The sequence below is a fragment of the Pleomorphomonas carboxyditropha genome, assembly GCF_002770725.1.
In the GTDB taxonomy this organism is placed as follows: domain Bacteria; phylum Pseudomonadota; class Alphaproteobacteria; order Rhizobiales; family Pleomorphomonadaceae; genus Pleomorphomonas; species Pleomorphomonas carboxyditropha.
The window spans coordinates 255,627-280,922 of record NZ_NQVN01000002.1; the positions used below are offsets into that span (position 1 = coordinate 255,627).

At 68.2% G+C, this 25,296-nt stretch carries 25 protein-coding genes; 10 read left to right on the forward strand and 15 right to left on the reverse strand.

Annotated features, from left to right (window positions below; genetic code table 11):
• The first annotated feature begins 25 nt into the window (after positions 1-25).
• The 6 genes from CJ014_RS05645 (at position 26) to CJ014_RS05670 (ending at position 4,062) form a co-directional block, all read left to right on the forward strand.
• On the forward strand, positions 26-502 hold the full coding sequence (locus tag CJ014_RS05645) for a hypothetical protein (RefSeq protein ID WP_100079555.1): 477 nt from the start codon (positions 26-28) through the stop codon (positions 500-502).
• Positions 499-840 carry a cation transporter gene (locus CJ014_RS05650; protein ID WP_207765678.1) on the forward strand — a complete coding sequence of 114 codons (342 nt, stop codon included), beginning with the start codon at positions 499-501 and terminating at the stop codon, positions 838-840. The genes CJ014_RS05645 and CJ014_RS05650 overlap by 4 nt, the downstream gene beginning before the upstream one ends.
• A 112-nt stretch (positions 841-952) precedes the next feature.
• Positions 953-1,345: a hypothetical protein gene (locus CJ014_RS05655; protein ID WP_100079556.1), complete on the forward strand. Its 393-nt coding sequence runs from the start codon at positions 953-955 to the stop codon at positions 1,343-1,345.
• Positions 1,342-1,668, forward strand: coding sequence for a hypothetical protein (locus CJ014_RS05660; protein ID WP_100079557.1), 327 nt, complete (start codon positions 1,342-1,344; stop codon positions 1,666-1,668). Before CJ014_RS05655 ends, CJ014_RS05660 begins: the two co-directional genes overlap by 4 nt.
• Positions 1,661-1,993 (forward strand): hypothetical protein, encoded by a 333-nt coding sequence (locus CJ014_RS05665; RefSeq protein WP_100079558.1) that lies wholly within the window; start codon positions 1,661-1,663, stop codon positions 1,991-1,993. The genes CJ014_RS05660 and CJ014_RS05665 overlap by 8 nt, the downstream gene beginning before the upstream one ends.
• Positions 1,993-4,062, forward strand: a complete 2,070-nt coding sequence (locus tag CJ014_RS05670) for a heavy metal translocating P-type ATPase (protein ID WP_100079559.1) — start codon at positions 1,993-1,995, stop codon at positions 4,060-4,062. Before CJ014_RS05665 ends, CJ014_RS05670 begins: the two co-directional genes overlap by 1 nt.
• Positions 4,063-4,213: 151 nt before the next feature.
• Here the strand turns inward: CJ014_RS05670 and CJ014_RS05675 are convergent, their stop codons facing one another.
• From CJ014_RS05675 to CJ014_RS05705, 7 genes are read right to left on the reverse strand one after another with little or no spacing between them, the layout of a single operon-like run.
• Entirely contained in the window at positions 4,214-5,272 is a 1,059-nt protein-coding gene (locus CJ014_RS05675) for an ABC transporter ATP-binding protein (protein ID WP_100079560.1), read from the reverse strand.
• Entirely contained in the window at positions 5,272-6,063 is a 792-nt protein-coding gene (locus CJ014_RS05680) for an ABC transporter permease (RefSeq protein WP_100079561.1), read from the reverse strand. The genes CJ014_RS05675 and CJ014_RS05680 overlap by 1 nt, the downstream gene beginning before the upstream one ends.
• The gene (locus CJ014_RS05685) at positions 6,060-6,932 is read right to left on the reverse strand and encodes an ABC transporter permease (protein WP_165790757.1); all 873 of its coding nucleotides are present in this window, start codon (positions 6,930-6,932) and stop codon (positions 6,060-6,062) included. The genes CJ014_RS05680 and CJ014_RS05685 overlap by 4 nt, the downstream gene beginning before the upstream one ends.
• Before the next feature lie 22 nt (positions 6,933-6,954).
• On the reverse strand, positions 6,955-8,004 hold the full coding sequence (locus CJ014_RS05690; protein WP_100079562.1) for an ABC transporter substrate-binding protein: 1,050 nt from the start codon (positions 8,002-8,004) through the stop codon (positions 6,955-6,957).
• A gap of 45 nt (positions 8,005-8,049) precedes the next feature.
• The gene (locus CJ014_RS05695) at positions 8,050-8,991 is read right to left on the reverse strand and encodes a PfkB family carbohydrate kinase (protein WP_100079563.1); all 942 of its coding nucleotides are present in this window, start codon (positions 8,989-8,991) and stop codon (positions 8,050-8,052) included.
• Between the two features lies 1 nt (position 8,992).
• Entirely contained in the window at positions 8,993-10,018 is a 1,026-nt protein-coding gene (locus CJ014_RS05700; protein WP_100079564.1) for an ADP-ribosylglycohydrolase family protein, read from the reverse strand.
• Between the two features lie 4 nt (positions 10,019-10,022).
• A complete protein-coding gene (locus tag CJ014_RS05705) occupies positions 10,023-10,739 on the reverse strand; it encodes a GntR family transcriptional regulator (protein ID WP_100079565.1) in 717 nt (238 codons plus the stop codon).
• A gap of 210 nt (positions 10,740-10,949) precedes the next feature.
• Between CJ014_RS05705 and CJ014_RS05710 the strand changes: the two genes are divergently transcribed.
• Genes CJ014_RS05710 through CJ014_RS05725 form a run of 4 tightly spaced genes read left to right on the forward strand, consistent with a single transcriptional unit; the run spans position 10,950 to position 15,599 of the window.
• Positions 10,950-12,170: a GNAT family N-acetyltransferase gene (locus CJ014_RS05710; RefSeq protein WP_165790758.1), complete on the forward strand. Its 1,221-nt coding sequence runs from the start codon at positions 10,950-10,952 to the stop codon at positions 12,168-12,170.
• Positions 12,171-12,213: 43 nt separating this feature from the next.
• A complete protein-coding gene (locus CJ014_RS05715; protein ID WP_165790759.1) occupies positions 12,214-13,173 on the forward strand; it encodes an aldo/keto reductase in 960 nt (319 codons plus the stop codon).
• A 48-nt stretch (positions 13,174-13,221) separates the two neighbouring features.
• A complete protein-coding gene (locus tag CJ014_RS05720; RefSeq protein ID WP_100079568.1) occupies positions 13,222-14,859 on the forward strand; it encodes an FAD-dependent oxidoreductase in 1,638 nt (545 codons plus the stop codon).
• A complete protein-coding gene (locus CJ014_RS05725) occupies positions 14,856-15,599 on the forward strand; it encodes a WecB/TagA/CpsF family glycosyltransferase (RefSeq protein ID WP_100079569.1) in 744 nt (247 codons plus the stop codon). The genes CJ014_RS05720 and CJ014_RS05725 overlap by 4 nt, the downstream gene beginning before the upstream one ends.
• Here CJ014_RS05725 and CJ014_RS05730 read toward each other — a convergent pair.
• The 8 genes from CJ014_RS05730 to CJ014_RS05765 are packed head-to-tail and all read right to left on the reverse strand — an operon-like array spanning position 15,568 to position 25,118.
• Positions 15,568-16,797, reverse strand: a complete 1,230-nt coding sequence (locus CJ014_RS05730) for a glycosyltransferase (protein ID WP_100079570.1) — start codon at positions 16,795-16,797, stop codon at positions 15,568-15,570. The genes CJ014_RS05725 and CJ014_RS05730 overlap by 32 nt on opposite strands.
• Positions 16,788-17,675 carry a glycosyltransferase family 2 protein gene (locus tag CJ014_RS05735; protein ID WP_165790760.1) on the reverse strand — a complete coding sequence of 296 codons (888 nt, stop codon included), beginning with the start codon at positions 17,673-17,675 and terminating at the stop codon, positions 16,788-16,790. The genes CJ014_RS05730 and CJ014_RS05735 overlap by 10 nt, the downstream gene beginning before the upstream one ends.
• Positions 17,672-18,949 (reverse strand): O-antigen ligase family protein, encoded by a 1,278-nt coding sequence (locus CJ014_RS05740; protein ID WP_165790761.1) that lies wholly within the window; start codon positions 18,947-18,949, stop codon positions 17,672-17,674. Before CJ014_RS05740 ends, CJ014_RS05735 begins: the two co-directional genes overlap by 4 nt.
• Entirely contained in the window at positions 18,946-20,190 is a 1,245-nt protein-coding gene (locus CJ014_RS05745; RefSeq protein WP_100079573.1) for a lipopolysaccharide biosynthesis protein, read from the reverse strand. Before CJ014_RS05745 ends, CJ014_RS05740 begins: the two co-directional genes overlap by 4 nt.
• Entirely contained in the window at positions 20,187-20,897 is a 711-nt protein-coding gene (locus CJ014_RS05750; protein ID WP_100079574.1) for a polysaccharide deacetylase family protein, read from the reverse strand. The genes CJ014_RS05745 and CJ014_RS05750 overlap by 4 nt, the downstream gene beginning before the upstream one ends.
• Complete coding sequence (locus tag CJ014_RS05755; protein WP_100079575.1) at positions 20,887-22,611, reverse strand: sugar transferase; 1,725 nt, start codon at positions 22,609-22,611, stop codon at positions 20,887-20,889. Before CJ014_RS05755 ends, CJ014_RS05750 begins: the two co-directional genes overlap by 11 nt.
• Positions 22,611-23,618, reverse strand: a complete 1,008-nt coding sequence (locus CJ014_RS05760; protein ID WP_100079576.1) for a UDP-glucuronic acid decarboxylase family protein — start codon at positions 23,616-23,618, stop codon at positions 22,611-22,613. The genes CJ014_RS05755 and CJ014_RS05760 overlap by 1 nt, the downstream gene beginning before the upstream one ends.
• A 39-nt stretch (positions 23,619-23,657) precedes the next feature.
• Complete coding sequence (locus CJ014_RS05765; protein WP_100079577.1) at positions 23,658-25,118, reverse strand: GumC family protein; 1,461 nt, start codon at positions 25,116-25,118, stop codon at positions 23,658-23,660.
• Positions 25,119-25,296 lie beyond the last annotated feature (178 nt).

Consider the following 25,296-nt stretch of genomic DNA (forward strand, 5'->3'; position numbering starts at 1 on the left):
CTCCGCCCAACGGAAGGCGTTCGACATGGCATCCAGGGATGAAGCGAAGGGGATTGCCTCCAGCCTGCCGGGCCGGCTGCGCCTCAGGCACGCCGTTCTTCGCCGGCCGGCCGTCAACGCTGCCCTTGCGGCCGAAATCGGCGGCTGGCCGGGCGTGACGGCGGCGACCGGCAGCGCCGGCACCGGCGGCCTGCTCGTCGCCTACGACGTCGAGACCGTCGGGCAGGCAGAGATGGAGGCCCGCTCCGTGGCGCTTGTCCTGTCGCATGTTCCTGAAGCACCGGTCGACGCCGCCGATGACGACGACGGGGACGATGCCCCCGACGTCTGGGAGAGGGTAGGGGCGCTCAATCGGCCGGCCAAGATCGGCATGTTCGCCACGCTCGGCGCCAGCATGGCGGCGCTCGCGGTGAGCCGCCGCGTCCATGCCGCCTTTGGCGGGGCCTATCTCGGGCTGCTCGCCATCCATCTTCTCAAGCACCGGCGGAAGCTCGTCCGATGAACGTCCATTCCGATATCGATCCGGTCGAGGGCTGGCGGGCGATGGTGGCGGCGCTGTCGATCGCCCATCACATTCCCGGCCGCATCCGTCTCAGGCTGTCGGGCGATGTCGCCTCGGCGCCGTCGGGCGCCGCCGAGCGCGTTCTTCGTTTCGCCCGCATCGCGCAGGATGTGCCGGGGATCCGCTCGGCCAAGCTCAACCCGCTGGCCCGGTCCTGCGTGGTCGAATACGACCCGGCGGCCATTCCCCCGGCCGCCTGGGAGAATCTGGCGCAGGGCGAGAGAACCGAACCGGCGGAGCGGCTTCTTCGGTTGCTGGTCGCTTCGTCCGGCGCCTAGCCGCTCCGGGAACGCCGGTCTGCCGGTCGCTCCCGGAGTTCCACAAGTCCGAGCAGGATCCGTCCGGGCGGTCATCCGGAGAAGGGTCCGCTCCAGCGCGAAAGGTCACCGGATGCTGCCTCTCCTCACGTTCGCTTCCGGCCTGATCGTCGGCATCGCCGGCATCCGGCTCGCCCGATCCGCCAAGCCCGGCGACGGCCTCAAGGCTGCCGCCGACACCATCGGCACCAGGGCGCGCGAAGGCCTCGAATCCGCGCGTTCCGGCCTGCGCGAGGCGGCGGTGACGGGCCTTTCCACCGTCGAGAAGACGTCGGCCAGCCTGCGCGACAGGCTGCAACCGACGGCGCCGCCAAGCCCCGCCGGGGAGGCTCCGGCCGCGCCCGCGGAGCCGCCGAAGGCCGCTGTCCGGCCGGCCGCCAAATCGGCTACCGGCAAGCCGTCCGCCGCGCGGCCGGCCCGCCGGCGGGCCGTCAAGCCGGCGGCAACCCCCGGCACGTCGTCATGAAGCGCGCCAAGGCTGGCAGGCGAAAGAGCCGCAATCCGGAGGCGCTCGGCACCGTCTTCGCCAGGGGCTTCGTCGTCACCGGCCTGCTCGCCGCCCTGCAGGGCGGCCGGCGGCCGGGACGCGACGTTCTGCGCCTCGCATTGCAGGGCGGGGCGGCGCTCGCCGCCGGCACCATGGCGGCCGAGGCATTGGGACGGCGCGACTATGCCGCGGCCGCTACCGCCGTCGCCGCCGGCGCGGCGGGCGTCGTTGCCGCCGAGGCGTTGAACGCCCTCGCGTCGGGCGAACTTCCCATCAAGGACAAGGAGACCGAAGGTGGCTAAGAAGAACAGGAAGCTCAAGAAGCTGAAGAAGCAGCTTAAGGCCCTCAACGCCGGCATGCCGCAGGCCATGGCGCCGGCGGGCAGCGGTGGTATCGTCGCCGGCCTCGGCCGCCTGCTGCCGTCGCGACGCTCCGATCAGTTCCTGCTCGGCCTCGTCCTCGGCGGGGCCGGCGCCTACGTCCTGAGCGACGAGGCATTGCGCGGCAGGATCATGAAGTCCTGGATGAGGCTCTATGCCGGCATGGCCTCGGGCATCGAGGAGATGAAGGAGCAGATGGAAGACATCAAGGCGGAGCTGGCCGCGGAACAGGACGGCGCCGTCTGATGGCGGCCTTCGTCGGTGGCCTTGACGTCGTGCACCGGCTGCCCGGCCGCTTGCGGTTGCGTTACCGCAAGGGGCTCGACGGGTCGGCGCTCGCCACGCTGGCGCTGGAGATCGCCGGCGTCACCTCGGCGCGCGCCAACGGTCATGTGCGGTCGCTGACGCTGACCTACGATCCCGGCGTGACGAGCGCCGAGCGGCTGGTCGCGGCCGTCGCCGGCTTGAACCTCGGCAGCGGGCCGGCGCGCCGCGCCCGGCCGCCGGGCAACCGGGCCCGGGTGATGGCCAGCCTCGCCACCGCCGGCAGCGTCGCTTTCGTGCCGGCGCCGCTCCGCCTGCCGATGAGCCTCGCCGCGACGGCCCCGGTTCTTGCCAACGCGTTCGGCGATTGGCGCGACAACGGCGTCACCTCGCATGCGCTCGAGGGGCTGGCGGTCACCATCTCGCTGATGCGCGCCGACTACACGGCGGCCACCACCACCGCCTTCATGCTGACGCTCGGCGAATATCTCGAGGACAGCGTCGCCCGCCGGGCCGACGAACTGCTCAGCAGCCTGCTCAGGCCGTCGAGCCACGAGGTCTGGGTGCTGCGCGACGGCGCCGAAATGGTGGTGCCGGCCGGCGAGGTGGCGGTCGGCGACGCCGTGGTGGTCGGCACCGGCGCGGTCATTCCGGTCGACGGCACGGTGCTGTCCGGCGAGGCGACCGTCAACGAGGCGGCGATGACCGGCGAGAGCGTGTCGCTCGCCAAGGGCCGGGGCGCCGCGGTGCTGTCGGGGACGCTGGTCGAGGACGGACGGCTGGTGATCTACGCCGAGCAGGTCGGCCGGCAGACGGCCGCCGCCCGCATCGCCGACTATGTCGAGCAGTGCCTGGAGGCCAAGAGCGAGGCGCAGCTCGACGCCGCCCGCCTTGCCGACCGGCTGGTGCCGGTGGTGCTGAAGCTGGCCGGCGGCGCCTGGCTCCTCACCGGCGACTGGCGCCGCGCCGCTTCGGTGCTGCAGGCCGACTATGCCTGCGCGCTGAAGCTGGCGACGCCCGTCGCCTTCAAGTCGGCGATGTACGCGGCCGGCAAGGCCGGCATCCTGATCAAGGGCGCCTCGGCGCTGGAGCGGCTTGCTGCCGCCGACACCTTCATCTTCGACAAGACCGGCACGCTGACCACCGGTCTCCTCGAAGTGACCGACGCCGTCACCTTCGACGGCCGCTACACGCCGGAGGATCTGGTGTTCCTCGCCGCGTCGGTCGAGGAGCATTATTTCCATCCGCTGGCGCTGGCCGTGGTGGCCGCGGCGCGGGAGCTCGGCAGCCACCACTTCGATCACCAGGAGGTGGAGTTCATCGTCGCCCACGGCGTTTCCAGCGTCATCGACGGCAAGCGGATCGTGGTGGGATCGCGGCATTTCGTGGCCGAGGACGAGGGCATCGACCTCGGGCCGGCCGAGGAGACCATCGGCAGGCTCTATCGCGACGGCAAGACGCTGCTCTACATCGGCTACGGCGGCGAGCTGATCGGCATCATCGGCCTGAAAGACAGCGTGCGCGCCTCGAGCGCCCGGACCATCGCCCGCCTGCGCAAGCTCGGCGCCCGGCGCATCCTGATGCTCACCGGCGACCATCGCGAACGCGCCGCCGAGATGGCCGATGCGCTCGGCTTCGACGGCTTCTATGCCGAGCTGATGCCGGAGGACAAGGCGGCGATCATCGCTCGCCTCAACGCCGAGGGCGCCCGCATCGCCTTCGTCGGCGACGGCATCAACGACGCGCCGGCGCTGGCCGGCGCCCATGTCGGCATCGCCATGCAGCGCGGCGCCGACATCGCCCGCCTGACCGCCGACATCGCGCTGCTGGAAGACGACATCGAGCGGATCGCCGACGCCAAGGAGGCCGCCAACGAGGCGATGCGGCTGATCGCCCGCAACTACAAGGCCACGGTCTGGCTCAACACGGCCATCCTCGGCGCCGCCGCCTTCGGCTTCCTGTCGCCGGTGGCGACGGCGGTGCTGCACAACGGCACCACCCTCGGCATCCTGCTCAACGCGCTGCACAAGCGATTTTCCCGACGGCGCTGAAGCCCGGAGCGCGGGCTGCAAGTCGCTCTCGACGGCAATGCGCCGCCGGGCCGGGTGGGGAACCATGCGCGAGCGCCATCCTACTCCCGGCTCGGTACGCCGCCGTTCTGGTAGGCGACCTCAAGCCCGTTGGAAAAACGAAAGCGGGTCGTCATGACTGCAACGGAATCGTGTTGCTGCCCGAGAAGGCCAGGGTCACCTTGCTTCCGTCTTCCAGCTTCAGGAAATCGGTGTTGGCCTGACCGACGCGGATCGTCTTGCCCTGGTAGTCGACGAACACCGTCGTCCAGTTGCCGGCGAACAGCCGCCGCGTGATCCGGCCTTCGAGCCGGTTTCCCGTGCCGCCGTCGTTTTCGCCGGCGATCCTCACCTGCTCGGGGCGGATCAGGCAGCAGCCGGGCTCGCCGGTGGCTCCCCGGCCGGCGCCGGGCGCGGTCTCGAGCAGGGTGCCGTCGGCGAGCCTGAGCCGGCCGTCGGTCCAGATGCCCTCGAAGATGTTGGCTTCGCCGAGGAAAGTCGCCGCGAAGCGCGTCTTCGGGCGCCGATAGATGTCCTCGGGCGCGCCTTCCTCGACCAACTGCCCGGCCCGAAGGATGCCGATGCGGTCGCTCATGGTGAGCGCCTCTTCCTGATCGTGGGTGACGAAGATGGTGGTGATGCCGACTTCGCGCTGGATGCGCTTCAGCTCCACCTGCATATCGAGGCGCAGCGCCTTGTCGAGGGCGCCGAGCGGCTCGTCGAGCAGCAGGACGCGCGGATTGATGACGATGGCGCGGGCCAGGGCGACGCGCTGGCGCTGCCCGCCGGACAACTGGTGCGGCCGGCGAGTCTCCAGCTCGGAGAGCTGAACGAGTTCGAGGGCGCGGCGGACCTCTCTGGCCGCGTCCTCGCGCGGCACGCCGCGCACGTCGAGCCCGAAGGCGATGTTGTCGAACACGTTCATGTTGGGGAACAGGGCATAGCTCTGGAACACCATGCCGATGTTGCGCTTTTCGAGGGGAACGCGCTCGACGCTCTCGCCGCCGATGGCGATGTGGCCCTGGTCGGGATAGCCGAAGCCGGCGATCAGCCGCAGCAGCGTGGTCTTGCCGCTGCCCGACGGGCCGAGCAGGGCATAGAAGCCGCCATCCTCGAAGCTGATCGAAACGTCGTCGAGCGCCTTGAAGGTCCCGAAGCTCCGCGACAGGTTCCTGACTTCGACGCTGGCCATCAGTCGTTTCCTCCGAACTTGTAGAAGCGCGCCGTGAACAGCATCAAAGCCATCGACAACACGATGATGATCGTCGAAACCGCGTTGATCTCCGGCGTGAACCCCTTGCGGATGGCGGCGTAGATCTCGACCGGCAGGGTGGTCTGGCCGGGCGTCGCCAGAAAATAGGAGACCACGAACTGATCGAAGGACACGGCGAAGGCGAACAGCGCACCGGCGACCACGCTCGGGGCGATCCAGGGCAGGGTGACCCGGCGGGTGACCTGCCATTGATTGGCGCCGAGCGAACGCGCCGCCTCCTCGAGCTCGGGGGCGAAGGTCTTCAGCCGGGCGTTGTTGACGATGATGACGTAGGGAAGCGCCAGCGCCACGTGGCCGAGGATGAGGGCATGCAGCCCCCGGCCGATGCCGACGCCGAAGAAGAACACCAGCATGGCCGTGCCGGTGATCAGCCAGGGAATGGCGATCGGCGGCAGCAGCAGCGCCTGGAGGATCTTCTTGCCCTTGAACTCGTAGCGGAACAGGGCGAGCGAGGCCGCCGTTCCGAGCGTCGTCGCGATCAGCGCGGTGGCCAGCGCGATCTTGAGGCTGTAGAGGGACGCGTCGACGAGCTGGGCATTGCCGGCGAGCTGGACGTACCAGGTCGTCGACCATTCGATCGGCAGCATGTAGAACGGGGAGGCGTTGAACGACATCAACCCCATGATGACGATCGGCAGGTAGAGGAAGGCGAGCAGCAAGCCGACGAACAGCCTTCCCACGACCTCGAGCAGGCGGGTCAGCGGGCTCATGCGCTCCTCCTCATGACGGGCGAGGCGGCGGCGAGGATGAACAGCACCACGGCCAGCAGAATGAAGGACAGCGCCGCGCCGAGCGGCCAGTTGAACACGGCCACGAACTGGTCCTCGATGACCGTTCCGTAAAAGGTGCCGGTGCGGCCGCCGAGGATGCGCGGTTCCATGAACGAGCCGATCACCGGAACGAAGACCAGCACGGCTCCGGCCACGATGCCCGGCAGCGACAGCGGAATGATCAGCCGGCGCAGCACCGTGAAGCGCGAGGCGCCCAGCGAGCGCGCCGCCTCGATGACGCTGTCGTCGATCGCCTGCAGGCTGAGATAGCAGGTGAGCACGATGTAGGGGACGTAGGAGTGGACGAGCCCGATGATCACCGCGGGATAGGAATAGATGAGGTCGATGTCGACCTTGAACGGCAGGACGGCGTTGAGCAGCGTGTCGAGGATGCCGCCGCTGCGCAGCACCATCGCCCAGGAGAAGACACGCACCAGGCCGTTGCTCCAGAACGGCAGGATGACCAGGAGAAAGATCGCCTCCCGGCTGCGGCCCTTCAGGACCTTGGCCAGCACATAGGCGGCGGGAAAGCCGAGGACGACGCACCAAAAGGTCACCTCGAACGCCAGGCGCAGCGACGACAGGAGCAGCTTGGCGTAGATGCCGGTCGTGAAGAAGGCGGCATAGTTGGCGACCGTCATCGACCAGGGCTTGCCGGTGAACGGCATCTCCGTCACGAAGCTGAAGAACACCATGGCCGACAGCGGCAGGAAGACCGCCAGGACGAGCCAGAGGTAGGCGGGAAAGAGCAGTTGCGCGGCTTTCATGCCTTGCGACCGATGGGCAGCGAGCGTGGAATTGCCGTTCATCTCTCTCTCCCGCCGGCCGATGTCACTGCACGTTGACCTTGAGTTCCTGCCAGATCTGCAGGTATCTCTCGCGGTCGGCATCCGAAACCGGCGCCTGGAACCGGATGCGGCTGGCGACCTCGGGATCGCCCATCACCGCGCGGTTGAAGGCATCAGCCGGCAGTTCGGCGACCGCCTTGACGTTGGCCGAAACCGGCGCGCCGACCTTGTTGTCCCATTCGACGTAGAAGGCGGGGTCGATCATGTAGTCGATGAAGGCGAGCGCGCCATCGACGTTCTTGGACCCCGCGGGGATCGAGAACGCATCCAGCCAGCCCACGGCGCCTTCTTCCGGCACGACGAAGGTCACCGGCAGCTTGAAGTTCTTCTTGGCCCGCCCCGCCGAGCCGCTCCAGTAGGTGCCGACGTCGATCTGGTTGGCGGCGACCATCTGGTTCCAGTCGTTCTCGGCACCCCAGAAGGTCCTGATCTGCGGCATCAGGGACGCGAGCTTGGCCTTGACCACCTCCATATCCTTGATGTCGTTGATATCCTGGCCGGTGGCGATGGCGCCGAACTGGATGGCCTCCAGCGCGTCGTCGCGCAGCACCACCCGTCCCTTGTGGGCCTCGTCCCACATCACCTGGATCGAGGTCGGCGTCTTGTCGAACGCCTTGTCGTTGACGGCGATCGACGTCAGGCCCCACACCCAGGGCACGCCGTAGATCTTGCCGTCGTGATTGAGCAACGGCGACTGCGCTTTCTCCGGACCGAGGTCCTTGTAGTTGGCGATCCCGGATACGTCGATCGGCTGGATCAACCCTTCGGTCGTCGCCTGATCGTTGAAGGCGGCGTTGATCATGACGACGTCGTAGAGCCCGGGATTGGTCCGCAGCTTGGTGAGCATCTCCTGCTCGGAGTTGAAGAAGTCGTTGACGACCTTGTTGCCGGTCGCCTTCTCGAAAGCGGCGACGGCCCAGGGCTCGTCCGCGCCGTATCCCTTCCAGTTCAGCACATGAACCTCGGCGGCAACGGCTTGCTGCGCGATCATCACCGCAGCGGCCAACAGCGCCAGCTTGGAAATCCCTGTCATGGCATGTTCCTCCTTCGTGTTCTGCGTGCAGCGTCGTTGTCCGACTCATTTCCTCCCGGCACGCTTCAGGAATTGGTCAACCTGCTGCCGCGTCGGGGCCGTGGCGCCGCCGCGGCATTCCGTCGAGAGGGCCGCCGCCGCGTTGGCGTAGCAGACGGCCTGATGCGGAGCGAGGCCGGTGGCCAGGGCCGCCACGAAGGCGCCGACGTGGCAATCGCCGGCGCCATTGGTGTCGACCGTCCGCACCGCGAAGGCGGGCACGAAGACCGGCGCTTCGCCGCGGCAGGCCAGCCAGGCGCCTTCCGCTCCGTCCCGGATGACCACCCCTTTCGCCATGGGGCAGTGGACCTCCAGGAGGCGCGCCGCCATCTCCGGGCAGGACCCGCGGCCGGCGATGACCTCGGCCTCGCCGCGATTGCAGCTCAGCCAGTCGGCGCGGGACAGCGCCTGCGCCAGGATCGGCGGCGGGATGCTCGCCACGATGCCCGTCGGATCGAACACGAACGGCGAGCCGGCGGGGAGCGAGGCGATGAAGCGGGCCTGCTCGTGCCGGCATTCCGGATAGGCCAGCGTATAGCCCGAGGTGAAGAACCAGTCGTCGCCGGTGGTCGCCAGCGACGACAGCGCGGCCGAGGTCAGCCGGCACTCGGCGCCCGGTCGCGAGACGAAGGTCCGCTCGGCGTCGTCGGTGACCAGGACGATGCAGACGCCGCTGTCTTCGCCGTGGAGCGGCGGCTGAAGGCGGTCGATGCCTTCTTCCCGGAAAGCCTTGTCGAGAACGGCGCCGGCCATGCCGTCGCCGATCAGGCCGGCGTAGGCGGTGCTCAATCCGCTGCGCCGCGCCGCGACCATCATGTTGTAGCCGCCGCCGGGCGAGACCTGGAAACTCGAAGCGATGATATCGTCGCCGGGCTTCGGCAGCCGCGTGAGGCGATAGACGAAGTCGACGACGGCGCTGCCGAAATGCAGGAGGCGCGGCTCGGCCATCTCAGCCTCCTCCGCTATTTTCGGCCGCAACGCGGATGTCGACCAGCTTTTCTGCCATGTCCCGCGCCGCCTCGATGTCGAAGCCCTTCAGCCGGGCGATCTTTTCCCGGGGCAGATGCGCCATGCCCGAGCAGGCGCCGGCCATCGTGCCGGCGATCGCCCCGATGGTATCGGTGTCGCCGCCGAGATTGGCCGCCAGTTGGGCGGCGGCCCAGACATCGCCGTCGGCGAGCGCCAGCGTGGCGAAGGCGGCGGGCACCGATTCCTGCGAGGCGACGCTGGTGCCCAGGAGATCGAACAACGAGCGGATGTCGGTGGCGGTCCCGGCGCGATCCGCCATGTCGAGCGCCCAGGCGATGCGCGACGAGAGGCGGGCGCCGGCCACCCAGGCGCCTTCGGTCTCGGCCGCCTTCGCCGCGTCGATCGCCTTGCTGGTGGCATCGCGCCAGGATAGGCCGTCGACGCCGTGGCTGACCACGGTGGCGACTGCCGCCGCGGCGGCGATGGCGATCGACGTGTTGTGCGTGGCGCGGCAGGTTTCGGCGACGGTGTGGATCAGCCGCGCCGACGGCGGCACCATGATGCCGGCCGGCGCGATGCGCATGGCGGCGCCGTTGGTGTCGCCGTAACGACCGGCTTCCTCAGGCGAAAGCCCGCTCCTGATGGCCTCGATCGCCCGCTTGGTCGAGGGACCGAGCAGGTCGTAGCCGCCGCGCGCCCGGATGTCGTTCTCCCAGGCGACCAGGGCTTCGATCCAGCGATGGTGATCGAATTTCCCGTCGGATTGGAGCAGGACCATGCCGAGAAGCAGCGTCTGCTCGGTGTCGTCGGTGACGGTTCCCGCTTCCAGCCCGCGGGAGACGGGGTGGTCGTCGCTCGGGGCGACGAATGTCTCGACACGGCCGAAACGGGCCGAGATCTGCCCGGGCGACAGAAGCTGGGTCGGCATGCCCATGGCATCGCCGAGCGCTCCGCCCACCAGCGCCGCCAGCGCCCTGTCCTTCATGACGGAAATCGATGCCGGCATTTTCTCAGAACTCCAGGCGCAGCGCGAAATAATCGGGATTGAGGAGGCTGACGACATATTCGATCGGCCGCCCGTCGATGTCGCGGCTGAGGCGGCGCGTCCGCAGGAACGCCGTGGCCGGCGGGCATTGCAACAGCGCCGCGTCGTCGGCGCCGAGCATTTCGATGTCCGCCCATTCCTCGCCGCTGGCCGCATGCAGGCCCGCCTCGTGCAGCGTCTGCCTGAGCGAGCCGCCCTTCAATCCGCGCAGTGGCACGCTTTCGAGCTCGGCGAGCAGCGGCAGACGGCTGCGCTCCAGCGAGATCGGCCGCGCATCGGCGGCGAGACAGCGCAGGCGATCGACGGCGATGAAGGTTCCCTTGTCGGTGCCGATCAGCTCGGCGAGGGCGGCATCCTCGAGCACCTCGATGCGGAGCACGCGCATCGTCGTCTCGGCGCCGACGTTGGCCAGCGCGCGCGCCCAGCCGACGGCGTCGTCGATCGTCTTGCCGTTGAAGGTCACGAAGGAACCGATCCCCACCCGGGTGGTGATCAGGCCCCGGTTGTTGAGCGTCTCCAATCCCTTGCGCAAAGTGTTGCGGCTGACGGAAAACCGCCTCACCAGCTCGGCCTCGCTCTGAAGGCGCTCCCCGAAGCCCAGTTTGCCCGACCGGATCTCCCGTTCCAGCACGCTGGCGATTTGCTCCGGCTTCGGGGCGCCAGGTTTCAGATCGTCATTCACCTGATGTCACCCACGTCCCAGCCTTGTTCAATGAACCTGTTCATACCTGTTCCATCAAGCCGTCGATCCATTGCCGATGTCAAGAAACTTCGTCGATCCTCCTTCATGGGTAGACCAATTGCCATCACATCCAGGCAAAGCCGGGATCTCATCCGCCAAACCTTTCAGGCTTGGCCGACCGGCGATCGATCGTGGCCGGTGGGGGCGCCGGTGTTTGCGGTGAACATGACGGCCGGCTTTTCCATTCCGGATATCGCCGAACATAGCTATAGTGGCGCCATCGATGCGTGGACCGAGACGGGAATGGTGCGTTCAAGGGGCAACTGGCTCGTCGAGATCCATGAGAACGTCGATCATCTCGAGGCCGAGTGGTCGGCCCTCGCCGGTCGGGACAACGCCACGCCGTTCCAGAGCCACGGCTTCATGCGGCTTGTCTTTCGTGCGCTGACGGCCAACCATCTCGCCGCGCCCGTGGTGGCGCTGGTGCGGTCGTGGGACGGTCGTCCGGTCGCTCTCTTTCCGATGATGCGATCGCGCCGGCACGGATTGCGCTGGCTGCATACCGATGCCCGGCCGATCGACTATTGCGCGCCGATCCTCGACGCCTCACTCGCCGCCGATGATCTGCCGGGGGTGATCAAGGCGGTGCTCGCCGCGGTTCCCGGCGTCGACCTTCTCTATTGCAACCGGGTGCCGGATCGGTACGGAGAGACGCCCAACCCTCTGATCGGCCTCCCCAATGCTGGCCGCCTCCGGCTGTCGGCCTGGGCGCTGAAGCTCGCCGCGCGGAGCGCCGACGACGTTGTCGCCGCCCGCCCTGCCAACTTCCGCGGCAATCTCCGCCGCGCCACGCAGAAGCTGGCCCAGACGCACCGGCGGGATTTCTCCATCGCCATGGGTGGAGCGATCGACGAAACCGATATCGCCGCCTTTCGTGAACTGAGAATTGCCGCCACCGAGGAGAAGGAACGCGCCAACATTCTCGAGGAGAATGACTGGTCGGCCCTCTATCTGGGTCTTCTGCGCGGCGAGGGCGGCGCGTGCCGGGGCTGGCTCTCCAAGCTGACGGCCGACGGCGAGCCGATCGCCTACCTGTTCGGCATTTCCGACGGGCGCCGGGCCTTGGCGACGCTGCCCGCTTCGAAGCTCGGCCAATGGAAGCCCTATTCGCCGGGACTGCAGCTTTTCTCCGAAAGCATCGAATATTTCCGCGCCGCCGGCTATGAGTACTTCGATCTTTCCATCGGCGACATGGTTTACAAGCGGCGCTTCGGCTGCGAGGAAATCGGCCTCCATGACGCGCTGTTTCCCAAAACGCTCGCCGGCCACGCCTATTACCTGCTCTGGCGCTTGAAGATCGCCCTGCGCGCGCGCATGAAGACCATTGCCGAGGCTAGCGACGAGACACGCAAAGGTCGGAAAAAGGATTGAGGCGGGTGTGCCCCGGCGGCAGTCCCAATTGGAGAGTCAAGCGGTGCGGACGATCGTTATTCCCGGTACGGACATCGAGACATCGCCGATCGGCCTGGGCTGCGCCTCGCTCGGTTCGCGCGTCTCCGCCGCGCAAGGGCGGCGGATGCTGGAAGCCGCCCTCGAAGGCGGCGTCACCTGGTATGACGTCGCTCCCTCCTACGGGGCCGGCCGGGCGGAAGACATCCTGGCGCCCTTCGTTGCCGCCCACCGCGACAGTCTGTTCCTCTGCTCGAAGGTCGGCCTCGCTCCGCCCAGGCACAACGGCCTGATGCGCCTCGCCTACGATCTCGGGCGGCCGCTGGTGTCGGTGGCGCGCGGCCTGTCGCGGCGGTTCCGCTCGATCAAGGCGACGCGCAACCGGCGGGTGGCGCTCAGCGGCGATTTCATCGAGGCTTCGCTGGCATCGTCGCTCAGGCGGCTCGGCACCGACCGCCTCGACGTCTTTGCCCTGCACGATCCCGATCCGGCCGACCTCGATCGCGACGACGTTCTTCGCGCCCTCGAGCGGGTCCTGGCGCGCGGCGACGCCCGCCACATATCGATGGCCGGCTCGCTCGACGCGGCGCTCACGGCGGCGGCCCTGCCGCTCTTCACCTTTTTCCAGCTCGCCGACGATCCGGACGGCCGGCAGTTGCCGGCGTTGCGCCAGGCCCTCGACCGGCCGGCCGGCTTCGTCACCCATTCGGTATTCGGCGTCGGCGGCGCGCGCGACAGGATGATACGCAAGCTCAAATCGGCGCCCACGCTGGCCGCCGAAGCCGCCGCCGCCGGCTATGGCGGATCGCCGGAGACGGTCGCGACGGCGCTCCTGATGCGGCGGGCCTTCGTCGTCAATCCGGACGGCGTGGTGCTCTCCTCGATGTTCTCGGGCAACCATCTCGCCGACAACCTGCGGCTTGCCGCCGAGCCGCCCGACGCGGCGGCGGCGCGGCTCGCCGAGAGAATCCTGTCCGCCCCTTGACGGCATCCATCCGGCTGCCGATAGCTTGAGCAAAACAGGGGACAATCCTTGATCTCAGCCTCCTTTACCGCGTCACCGATCGGCGATCACGACATCTGCGTCATTGGATCCGGCCCGGCCGGCCTCGTGCTGGCGCTCGAGGCGGCGCGGCGCGGCAAGCGGGTCCTGGTGCTGGAATCGGGCTCCAAGCGTTCCGACCGCCTGCAGCAGGCGCTGTCGGACGCCGATATCGTCGATCCCCAGCGGCACGACGACATGTCGATCGCCGTCGCCCGGCAACTCGGCGGCACCTCCAACCTCTGGGCGGTGCGCTGCCAGCCGTTCGACGCCATCGACTTCGAGGAGAGGCCCGGTCTCGTCGACGCGGCCTGGCCGATCCGCCTTGCCGACATCCTGCCCTATTACGACAAGGCGGTCGATTATCTCACGGCCGGCGCCAACGTGTTTCGGGCGCCCATTGCCGGCGTCGACATCGACGACGACGGCGTCGACTATACGCGGCTCGAACGCTTCTCGCGCGTCGCCGCCGTCCAGACGGCGCACGCGGCGGAAATCGAGCGCTCGACGCTGATCGACGTCCGCCTCAACGCCACCGTCGTCGACATGACCTACGACAACGGCCGCATCGCCGGCCTGACGGTGGCCGACCGCGAGGGCACGCGGCGCCTGTTGCCGGTGAAGACCGTCGTGCTGGCGGCCGGCGGCCTCGAAAGCACCCGCCAGCTCCTGGTTCTCCAGAACAAGCATCCGACGCTGTTCGGCGGCAACGACGGGCCGCTCGGCCGCTATTACATGGGCCATGTGATCGGCGAGGTGGCCGACATTACCTTCGGCTCCGACGCCATGGATGCCGCCTACGACTTCTACCGCGACGAGCACGGCTCCTACGTCCGTCGGCGGCTGATCCCGTCGGACGCGGCGCAGCGCCAGCATCGCCTGCTCAACGTCTCCTTCTGGCCGGTGGTGCCGCCGGTCGCCGATCCGCGTCACCGGAGCGGCCTGTTGTCGATGGTCTGCTTCGCCTTCGCCCTGAAGCCGATCGGCCGGCTGGTCATCGCCGAGGCGATCCGGAAGAGGCACATACCCGACGACCTCGCCGTCTGGCCGCATGTCGTCAATATCGTTCGCGACCTGCCGCGGGCCGCCCTCAGCCTGACGACCTTCCTCTATCGGCGCTACGTCGCCCGGCCGCCGATGCCCGGCTTCTTCGTGCGCAACGCCGGACGGCGCTACGGCCTGTCCTATCACGCCGAGCAGAGCCCGCAGCCCGACAGCCGCGTTACGCTGACGGACGACTTCGACCGGCTGGGCGTGCCGAAGCTGCGGATCGACTACCGCTTTGCCCGCGCCGACGCCGAGGCCGTGTGGCGCGCTCACGAGCATCTTGCCGGCTGGCTGACGCGCACCGGCGTCGGCCGTCTCGAATACCGGCAGGCTCCGGAGGAGACGGTCGACGCCATTCTCGGCCTCGCCGCCCATGGCACGCACCAGCTCGGCACGGCGCGCATGGCGGCGCGGCCGGAGGACGGCGTCGTCGACGGGAACCTGCGCTGCTTCGGCATCGACAATCTCTACGTGGCGAGCTCGGCGGTCTTCCCGACGTCCGGCCAGTGCAACCCGACGCTCAGCATCGCCGCCTTCGCGGTGCGCCTCGCCGAGCACCTTTGCAACGGGGAACGGCCGTGACCGACCTTCATCGCTTCCTCGGCATTGCCTTCAGCACCGGCCCGATCGACGACATCGTCCGCCTGATCGTCGATGCGGCGCGCGGGCGACGGACCACCATGCTGGTGACGCCCAACGTCCACCACGTGGTGGCGCTCGACCGGCAACTGCCGCCGGAGACGGTCGCCGTCTACCGCTCGGCCGATCTCTTCCTGTGCGACAGCAAGGTGCTCGGCCGCCTCGGCCGCTGGAGCGGCCTTGCGCTGACGCCGCGCACCGGCACCGACCGGCTGGCCGACGTGCTGGCGGCGCCGGGCAACCGCGACCTCGTCATCGCCATGGCCGGTCCGACGCCGGCGCAGGCCGAGGCGATGGCCGCCCGTTTTCCCGACTGGCAGTTCCGCCTGATCGATACGCCGGCAAGACTGGCGCCGGGCACGCCGGACTGGCAGGCGGCCGTCACGGCGGCGGCCGAGGCCGATTGGCAGATCCTGTTGTCCTGCCTGTCGTTTCCCAAGCAGGAGCTCTACGCCGCCGACGTGCGGGCGGCCCGGCGGGACAGGGGCGGCGTAATCCTCTGCGTCGGCGCCGCCGTCGATTTCCTGAGCGGCACGCTGCCGCGCGCCCCGGACGGCTGGCAGCGGCTCGGCCTCGAATGGCTGCACCGGCTCATGTCCGAGCCGCGCCGCCTGTGGCGCCGCTATCTCGTCGACGGTCCCAAGGTGTTCCTCATCTATCTGAGGCAACGCCGTTCCGGCTAACCGCTTCGGCCACGGCCGCCCGGTAGCGGGCGATCGTCCGTTCCGGGGCGAGGCGATCGTAGAGAATGCCGGCGGCGGCGGCGATCCTCGCGCGATAGGCGGCGTTGTCCTCGACGAGCCTCACGAGACCGGCGGCGATGTCCGATACGTTGCCCGGCCGGACGCCGACGCCGACGTCGAGACCGTCGAGATAGCCGTCGATGCCCGAGCCCAGCGTGTGAAGGATCGGCGTGCCGGCGAACAGCGCCTCCGGATAGACCATGCCGAACGTCTCCTGATGCGAGGGCAGCGCCATGGCGAGCGCGCCGCGGAGATGGTCGAGCAGCGCCGCGTGCGGCATGAAATCGCGGAGCAGCACGCGGCCTTCGAGACCATGGGCGGCAATCAGCGACCGTATGCGGGCGACCGCCTCCCCGGGGCCCTCGCCGATCACTTCGAGGCTGACGCCGGCAAGCCGGTCGCCAGCTCCGGCAAAGGCGGCGATCAGTTCCGGCAGGCCCTTCTTGTCGATGGCGCGCAGCGACATCGGCGATACGATCACCGGCCGCGGCGCGACCGGCGCGATGGACGGCGTGGGATTGAAGACGATGTTGGGCAGGAAATCGGTCTTTTGCCGGTCGACGCCGGTGTGGCGCTCGAAGTCCCGGCGGTACCAGGCCGAGACGTGGAAGATGCGGGCGGCATCGCGGGCGATGCGGCGGAACAGCGGCCTATAGGTCGGCTTAGAACGGAATACCTTGCGCTCCACCTCGCCGCGCATCGAGCAGAACAGAGCCGCCCGGAAGCGGCGGGCGAGCAGCCAGCCGGCAATCCCCTCGAAGGTGAAGCGGTGACTGTGCACGATATCGGGCCGAAGCCCTTCGGCGGCGAGAAAGCGGCCGATCCGCCGCGCCACAACGAACTGACAGGCCGCCATGCCGATGCCGAAGGGGGGCGCAAAATAGCGGTAGACGATCAGCCGCCGCCCCTCGAAATCCCCGAAGTCGCGCCAGGCGATCCGGCGCGGATCGATGACGCGCTGCAACGACACGACGATCTGCGGATGGTCGGTCATGCGGTCGACGAGCCGCACCACGGCATCGGTGATCGGCGGCGGCCGAATGGGATCGAGATAGTCGGAGGAGAGGTGCAGGATCAGCGGCCGGCGATTTCCCTCCGCTGCCCCCTCGCCAATGGCCGCCGCGTGGCTCATCCCCATGCCGCCATCGGCCGCGAGCCGACGACGCCCTTGAGCTTGCCCAAATTGATGGCGGCGCGCTTGCCGCAACGGAACGCCCGCGGCCGATCGAACGGCCTGAGCAGCAGCCAGAGAGCGGCGCCGATCGCAAGCTTGAGCGCCGCGTCGACGGCGAAGAGAAGCGCCGCGGCCTTGCCGCCGTCCCTGAGGCGGGTCTCGGCATAGATCTGGCCGCCCCGGACGGCGCGGCGCAACGCATAGGCCGGGGTGGCGCGCGCCGGGGGGATATCCTCATGGGCGCGCGCCCGGTTGGTTACCACCATGCGGCCGCCGGCGGCGGCGAAGCGCAGGAAGAAGTCGTGGTCTTCGCCGCCCGACCGGCCGAAAGCCGGATCGAAGCGCAGGCCGCCGAGCGCTGCGCGGCGGATCAGCGTGTTGCCGGTGCGGCCGTGCGGGTTCGGGCGGCCGTCGTCGTCCCAATTCCAGTCCTGGAACAGCGGATCGGCGGCGACGAACCAGGCCGGCGTGCCCTCCGGATAGCGCGGGAACACCGGCCCGAACACCGCGTCGGCGGCAAAGTCCGAGGCAGCGGAAAGATGGCCCTCGAGCCAGCCCGGTTCGACCGTTTCGTCGTCGTCGACAAAGATCAGCCAGTCGCCCGCCGCCGCGTCGAGGCAGGCGTTGCGGGCATGCGAGACGTTGCCGGCCCCGACCGCCACGATACGCACCGGCAATCCGAAGTCGCGGCCGGCGAGAAGCCGCGCCACCGCGTTGTCCGGGCTGTCGTCGGCGATGACGATCTCGACGCTCTCGCCCTCGGGAATGCGCGCCCCGGCGACGCTTTCGAGCGTCGACAGCAGGAAGGGCCGGCCCATGCTGGCGATCAGGATGGAGATCATGTCAGCGCTCTTCCCTGCCGTATCGTCACGGCCGACAGCATCATCAGCATCAGGAGAACGTTCGACGTCGTCATGCCATGCAGCCAGTCGGTCTCGAGCAGGTTCTGCCACAGGGTATAGAGAAGACATGACGTCATAAGGATGCCGGCGCCGGCATCCCGGTCGACCAGGCGGTCGATCCACCAGGCGATCATCAGAACGATCATCAGGAAGAGCGACAGGGCGATCATGCCGCCTTCGAGCGCCATGTCGAGGTAGCCGTTGTGGGAATGCGGCGTCCGGGCGATGAAGGTGTCGGTCATCCGCGCCGCCGGCGATGCCGGCCCGATGCCCCAGAACGACTGGAAGCCCCAGCCGGTCAGCGGGCGTTCGGCGATATGGGCCGCCGTGAACTTCCAGATTTCGGTGCGGCCGGTGAAGGTGGGGTCTCCGCTCACCAGCAGCGACACGTCGCGATAGTCGAAGCCGGGCACGCCGCCGCCCAGCAGAAATGCCGCGGGTATGGTCAGGACGACCATCAGGATCGGCAGCGCTATTCTGAGGCGGCGGCGGACCCCGGCGGCAAACAAGGCGGTTGCCGGCGCCAGCACCATCATGCCCAGCGAGGTCTTGGACTGACTTATCAGCAGTAGGCCGACGACGGCCGGCAGGCACAGGAAACCCGCCACGCGCACGCGATGGTCGGCGCGCGTCAATGCGTAGATGGCGAACAGGCCGGCAATGGCGGCATTGGCGCCCAGCGTGTTCTTGTGCGAGTAGATGCCGGGAAAGCCGATCGACGTCGTATGCACGACGGCGATCGAGGCGACGTTCACGGCGACGGCGACCGCCGTCACCCAGAACATGGGTCTCAGAATGTCGTCCATCCTGTCGGCCAGCAACAGCGCCGGAACGAGGCCGATCAGCAGCAAGATATAAAGCGACAGCCGGGTCAGCGTCATTGCCGGGGCGAGCGCCCAGGCCGCGGTAAGGCCGAGATAGCCGAAGAAGGCGATCAGCAGGCAAGAGCCGAACAGTTGGAAGCGGCCGATCCGGTGACGCTCGGCAATGAGCAGGATCACCGAGAGGGCGGCCATGCCGGGAAAGAACAGCCGGTTGAGAAGGCCCGGCTGCGCCTCCATTATCGGGCCGGTGGAAAGGTCGGCCGGCACGTAGTAGCGGGCGTAGACCAGCGGCCAGACCAGCATGAAATAGGCGAGATCGATGGCCGGCAGCAGCGTGGCGAGCCGGCGCCGATAGCCGTATCCGATGCGGTGGGCGATCGTCTCGCTCATGGAATGCCGCCCTCCCGCCCCTCGCCGGCATCCCGCGGCCTGAGATCGCGGAACGTCAGCACGCCGAAGGTCAGGCATTCGAGCAGCGAAACACCGGCAAGTCCGAGCACGGCGGCCGAGGCATCGAGCCCCAGGGACAGCAGCGCGACTACCAGCAGCGGCACGACGATCGCGCCGACGAAGCCGACGAAGGCCAGGGCGCGAAACTGGCGGCGCGCTTCCATCAGGGCGGCCATCACCGACGTCTGACCGGCCACCAGGGCATAGAGCCACCAGCACAAAAGATTGCCGGCCATGTCGCCGTAGCGATCGCGGAAGGCATAGGCATCAATGTAAGGCCAGGCCAGGAGGAGAAAAAGGCCGTAGAGGATCGCCGCACCGGCGACGATCGTCGCGCCCGACCGGAACAGCCGCAGCACCGCCGCGACCTCGCCGTGCCTCAGCTCCTCCACCATCCTGGGGCGGGCGACCCGGCACCAGGCGGTGCCGACCAGCAGCAGCGGCGAGACGCCGACCCGTCCGGCGTTGAGCATGCCGAGCGACGCCGCGTCGCGCATCCTCTCCACCAGGAAGACGTGACTGCGCGCCATGACTTCGTTCTGAAGCGCCCCCTGCAGCGCCCAGCGGGTGTCTTTCCAGACGCGCTTGTAGGCGGACAGGTGAGCCGGCAGCCGGCGGAAATCGGCCTTGAGATCGAAGCGGCACACCAGAAAGGAAAGGCAATTGCCGGCGGACAGGGCGGCGAGAACGGCTGCCGCCGGCGGCAGCACCTCCCAGAAGGCGACGGCGAGCAGGGCCGCCGATCCGAGCGCGATGACATCGTAGACCAGCGTACGGTGGATCCGCCCCTTGACCACCATGAGGTTGCGCGCGTACTCGCGAACCATGATCGTCAGGAAATAACCGGCGGTGGCGAGCGACAGCCAGGCGTCGGCGCCAATGACGGCGGCAAGGCCGAGACTCGCCGGCAGCACCAGAAAAGTCAGCACCAGATTGGCCGAGGTTAGCATCGACAGCGTCGCGTCGGCTTCCTTCGGCTCGCGGCCCGGCAGCAGGTAGTTGAGCGGCATGACGATCAGCGCATTCTGCGCCGAGACGGCAAAGAAGCTGCCGGCCAGGAGGAAGGCGAAGCGGCCGAATTCGTCCGGCGTCGCGAAGGCGATGAACGCCAGGTTGAGCAGCAGGCTGAAGGCGCTGTTCAGTGCCTGGTCGATCAGCGAAAGAACAACGGCCCGCGTCATGGCACACCGGCCAGCGTTCGAAGGCGGGTCGACAGCGGGCGCAGACGGCAACGGGCAACATCCCGCCAGCCGCCCCGGCGGCCGCCGACGGCGAGCACGGCGGACACGTTGCCCGGCTTCAGCATATTGCGCGGCTTGATCGCCGCCGACGCCAGCGCAAGGCCGGGACGACTGGTATGCACCTCCCGAAAGCCCATCGCGAACAGGCGATGGAGGATGTGGATGTTGAAGCGGCCGAAGGGCGGCGCCACGATATCGACCGGCCGGCCGAGAATCGCCTCGAGCGCGGCGCGGCCTTCGCCGACGTCGTCGAGGAACTGGCGCTCGGATATCGCCGTCCAGTCGAGATGATCGACGCCATGGACGCCGATCTTCATGCCGAGGCCGGCAAGGGCGCGGAGATCGGCGGCTGCGAGACGGCCGGGCCGGCCGAGGACGCTGGTCGGCACGAAGAAGATCCCGGCGACCCCGTTTCGCGCGAGCCAGGGAGCGAGCAGCTCGATGTCGGAGCGGAAGGCGTCGTCGCTGGTGACGCGAAGCCGCGCTCCGGTCCGCCGGCTCATGGCGAGAAGCGTGCGGAGGAGCGGTTCCGCCACTGAAAACGGCACCCAGGATTTCAGCTCGTCATCCCGCGCGTCCGGCTGCTCGGAGAGGTCGTGCACGCCGACGATCAGTTCGAACCGGGATCCGCCGCCGTCAACCGCCACCGCGCGCCTCCGATTTCCACGGCGACCACCAGGGCAGGACCGTCGCGACGAGGATACGAAGATCGGCGGCAAAAGACCACGTCGCGATGTAGCGGAGATCCTGCGCGACGCGGGCCGCCATGGATTCGTCGGTCGGCGTCGGTCCGCGGTGGCCGCTCACCTGGGCGAGGCCGCTCATGCCCGGCCGGACGGCATAGCGATCCATGTAGCCGGCAATGACGTGGCGATAGTGCTCGTCGAGCGCCAGCGGATGTGGACGCGGGCCGATCAGCGACATGTCGCCGGCCAGAACATTGAAGAGCTGCGGCAGCTCGTCGATGCTGGTTCGCCGCAGGATGCCGCCGAGGCGGGTAATGCGGACGTCGCCCACCGTGGCCTGGCGGAAGACCTCCCGGCTCGCCGCCGCCGTCATGGTGCGGAACTTGTAGATGCGGAAGGTGCGGCCGCCGAGGCCGTAGCGTTCCTGCGGAAACAGCACCGGGCCGGGACTGTCGAGCCGGATCAACAGGGCGACGAGGGCGAGCAGCGGCGATAGCAGCACCAGGCCGGCACCCGCCCCGAGAATATCGAAGGCGCGTTTCAGCCAGGAGCGGACGGCCGCCGGCTGGCCGAGCACGGTGAGCGAGGTGGTGTCGTCGATGAAATCGGTCATGTGGGGTGCGGAGTCCGGGACGAGGCGAAAAGCGAGGCGAGCGTGTCGCGCATCGGCGTCGGCCGATAGGCGTCGTCGAAGGGAAGGCCCTGATTGTCGGCCATGTCGGGCGACCGCCGGCGCAGCCAGCTGTCGGCGTCGGCAAGCCCCCAGGTCACGACACCTGTCAGCGCCGGACTGTCGAGGGCCACGGAAACGATCTTGCCGGCTTCGGCCGCCGGCATCAGGGGCTTCGGTAACGTCGAGCTCGGTGATGGCGATCGTCAGGCCCAGATCCTCGAGGCGCGCCAGGAAGCGGCGGAAAATGCCTTCGTCGAAGCGAAGGCGGGTGTCGAGGTGGCCCTGCATGCCGAAGCCGTGAACGGGCACGCCGGCGCCGACCAAGCGCTCGAGAAGGCGGAGCACGCCGGTGCGCCGGCGCTCCTGCCAATCCTCGGCGTAATAAAGATGATCGTCGTTGAGATAGAGGCGCGCCGCCGGCGTCGCGTCGGCGGCGAGACGGAAGGCCTCGGCGACATAGTCCGGACCGAGCATGGCGTAGAATGGCGTGCGGCGCATGAGATCGGCGCCGCCGTCATAGGGCTCGATGGCCTCGTTGACCACGTCCCACTCAAAGATCGCATCGCGATACCGCCCGGTCACCGCCGCGATATGCGGGGCGACGAAGCGCTGCCAATCGGCCTGGCTCGACAAGCCCTCGGCGCCGGCCGGCAGATGCTCGTGCCAAACCAGCGTATGGCCGCGCAGCCGCTTGCCGCGCCGCGCGGCGGCGGCGACGATCGCATCGGTCGTCCGATAGTCGGGCGCCGCGCCCAGCTTGGCAACGAGCGCGCCCCATTTCATTTCCCAGGCCGGCACCCAGACCGAACACTCCGCGTCGAAGAGGCGGACGTGATCGCCAGCGTCGCTAACATCGAGATGCGTCACCGCCGAACCGAAATAGCGCCCGGATCGGGCGGCGAGCTCGCCCAGCCCGGCCGACCGCGCCGCAGCCGACAGCGGTCCGGCCAGCGGCAGGCCGGCACAGGCGGTAAGCAGGGATCGGCGATCGAGCAGGAGCATTATTCGGCGGCAACGGAAAAGGGCGGCAAGTCGTCCGGCAGCGAGGCCGAGGCAGTCGACGGCACGACGGCCTTCCGGAAGTGGGCAATGGTCGGACCAAGGCCCGCCTCCAGCGAGACGGTCGGTTTCCAGCCGAGCAGGCGCTCGGCCTTGGAGATGTCCGGCTGGCGGCGGCGCGGATCGTCGGCCGGCAAGGGCAGATAGGAGATGGGCGATCGGGAGCCGGTCATGGCAACCACCAGGGCGGCGAGCTCGGTCATGGTGAATTCGCCGGGGTTGCCGAGATTGACGGGCGTCCGGACGTCGCTCGCCATGAGGCGGACGAAGCCCTCGATCAGGTCGTCGACGTAGCAGAAGGAGCGCGTCTGCGATCCATCGCCATAGATGGTGATCGGCTGGTCCTGCAACGCCTCCACGACGAAGTTGGAGACGACGCGGCCGTCGTCCGGCTGCATGCGCGGGCCGTAGGTGTTGAAGATGCGGACGATGCGGATGTCGGCGCCCTTCTCTCCCGCATAGGCGTGGAACAGCGCCTCGGCCGCCCGCTTGCCCTCGTCGTAGCAGGCGCGCTCGCCGAAGGAGTTGACGTTGCCGAAGTAGCCCTCGGGCTGAGGATGGACCAGCGGATCGCCATAGACCTCGCTGGTCGAGGCGAGCATCACCCGGGCGCCGGTTCGAACCGCGAGATCGAGCACGTTGATCGCGCCGAGAAGACAGGTCCTCAGCGTGGAAACCGGGCTCTCCTGATAGTGCGGCGGCGAGGCCGGACAGGCGAGATGATAGATCTCGTCGACCTGCAGATGGGGGAGCGGATCGGCGACGTCCGCCTCGATCAGGCTGAAATCGGGATTGTCCGCGTGATGCAGGTGGTTCAGGCGGCTGCCGGTGTGAAAGTTGTCGAGGCTGAGAACCTTGTGTCCTTCCCCGAGCAGACGATCGCAGAGATGGCTGCCCAGGAATCCGGCCCCGCCGGTGACGAGGACCGTCTTCTGGTGAAATGAAGGCATTTTGTCGGGTACAATCTTGCTGGCGGCTAGCGGGAGACGTTATTCGGCGGCGGCGAGATGCCGCCTTCGGAACGGCTGGACGGGAACCGGTCGCCGTCTTTTCGGCGGACCGGAGACGAGGTAGAGAAGCCAGGCCGTTCCGAACCCGGCGACACAGCCGAGGAAGGCGCTGGCGGCGAGCAGCAACAAGGCCTTGGGGGCGCTCGGCTTGATGGCCGGCCGGGCCGGCGAGATGATGCGCGCCGTCGTGGTCGGCAGCGAGATCTGCTCGCGCGCCTGCTTGGCCTTGACGGCGAAACTGTCGAAAAGCTCGCGATTTTGCTTGGCGGTTTGCTCGAGTTCCTTGAGCTTCACCGAAGCGGCATTGGACTGGGCGAGGCTGTCCTGCGACTTGGCGAAGATGGCTTGCAAGGCGGTCCGCTGCCCGACGGCGGACTTGTAATCGGCCTCCGCCTTGGCAAGCACGCGGGCAAGCTCGGCATTCAGCGTGTTTTCGAGGGCCTTGCGCTGCTCCTGCGCGCGGACAAGCCGCGGATGCCGGGGGCCGTAGGTGTCGGAAAGCATGTTCTCCTCGGCCCGCGCCTGTCCGATCTGCATGCGGAGCTGGCTCGCCGTCTCCGAGGCAAAGGCACCGACACCGTTGTCACGCAATGTTTCCAGCGTGGCCTTGGCGGCTTCCACCGCCACCGAGGCGCTGACAAGCTGGCTGCTCAGTTCGACCACCTGCCGCTCGGCCAACGGAACGCCGTCGGTATCGAGCAGGCCGTTCTCGCGGCGGTAGTCTTCGACGGCCCGCTGCGACTGCTCGGCGACCTTGCCGAGCTCGGCGAGACGAGCCTCCAGACTGGCCGCGGATTCGCGGGCGCTATTGTCGACGGCGCTTTGCCCGTTGCTGAGATAGATGTCGGCCAGGGCGTTGGCGAGCGCGGCGGAGCGCGCCGGCGAACCGGTGGCCACCGAGATGTCGAGAACATAGGTGTTGTCGACCCGCTTCACGGCCACGGCTTTCTGCAAGCCGGCCAGCGCCCGGTCGAAGGGGGACACCTCGGCGGCGCTGTCGCGATCCGTTCCGTAAAGGGCGGCGGCGACCAGACCGCGCAGATCGGCCAGCGGACCGGACGCCACGGGATTAAAGGTCGGATCGGTGTCGAGCCGCTCCCGCTCGACCAGTTCGCCCAGAACCGAGCGGGACGTGAGAATGGCCATCTGGCTGTCGACCAGCGCGCCGTCGGCGCCCTGCGACGACGAGCCCATGCCGGTCGGCGCCACGCCGAGATCGACGAGGCCGCGTTCGCGTGGATCGATGAAGATGGAAACGCTGGACGTGTAGGTCTTGGGAGAGAGCCAGACGACGGCAAATCCTGCAACAACGAACAGGAAGGCAATGCCCGCTATCAGCCGCCAGCGAGATGAGAAGGCTCGCGCCAGGATACGCAAGTCTTCGGCAAGGCTGGCCTCGTTCGAGCGGCCACCCGGATATTCCGGCTCAACAATTTTCATAGCACCGACCCACAAGTGACGCGTGCGTTTCGAATGATTCCAATATCACGATCCGCCCCGCGCCGGGGGAAGAAGTTAGGATCTAGTTAACAGAAACAATGTACATTGAAACTAAAATGATTCAAAAATAGGCGGGGGACAGCTATGCATTTGGCGCATTTCCGCGCAATGCACGCAG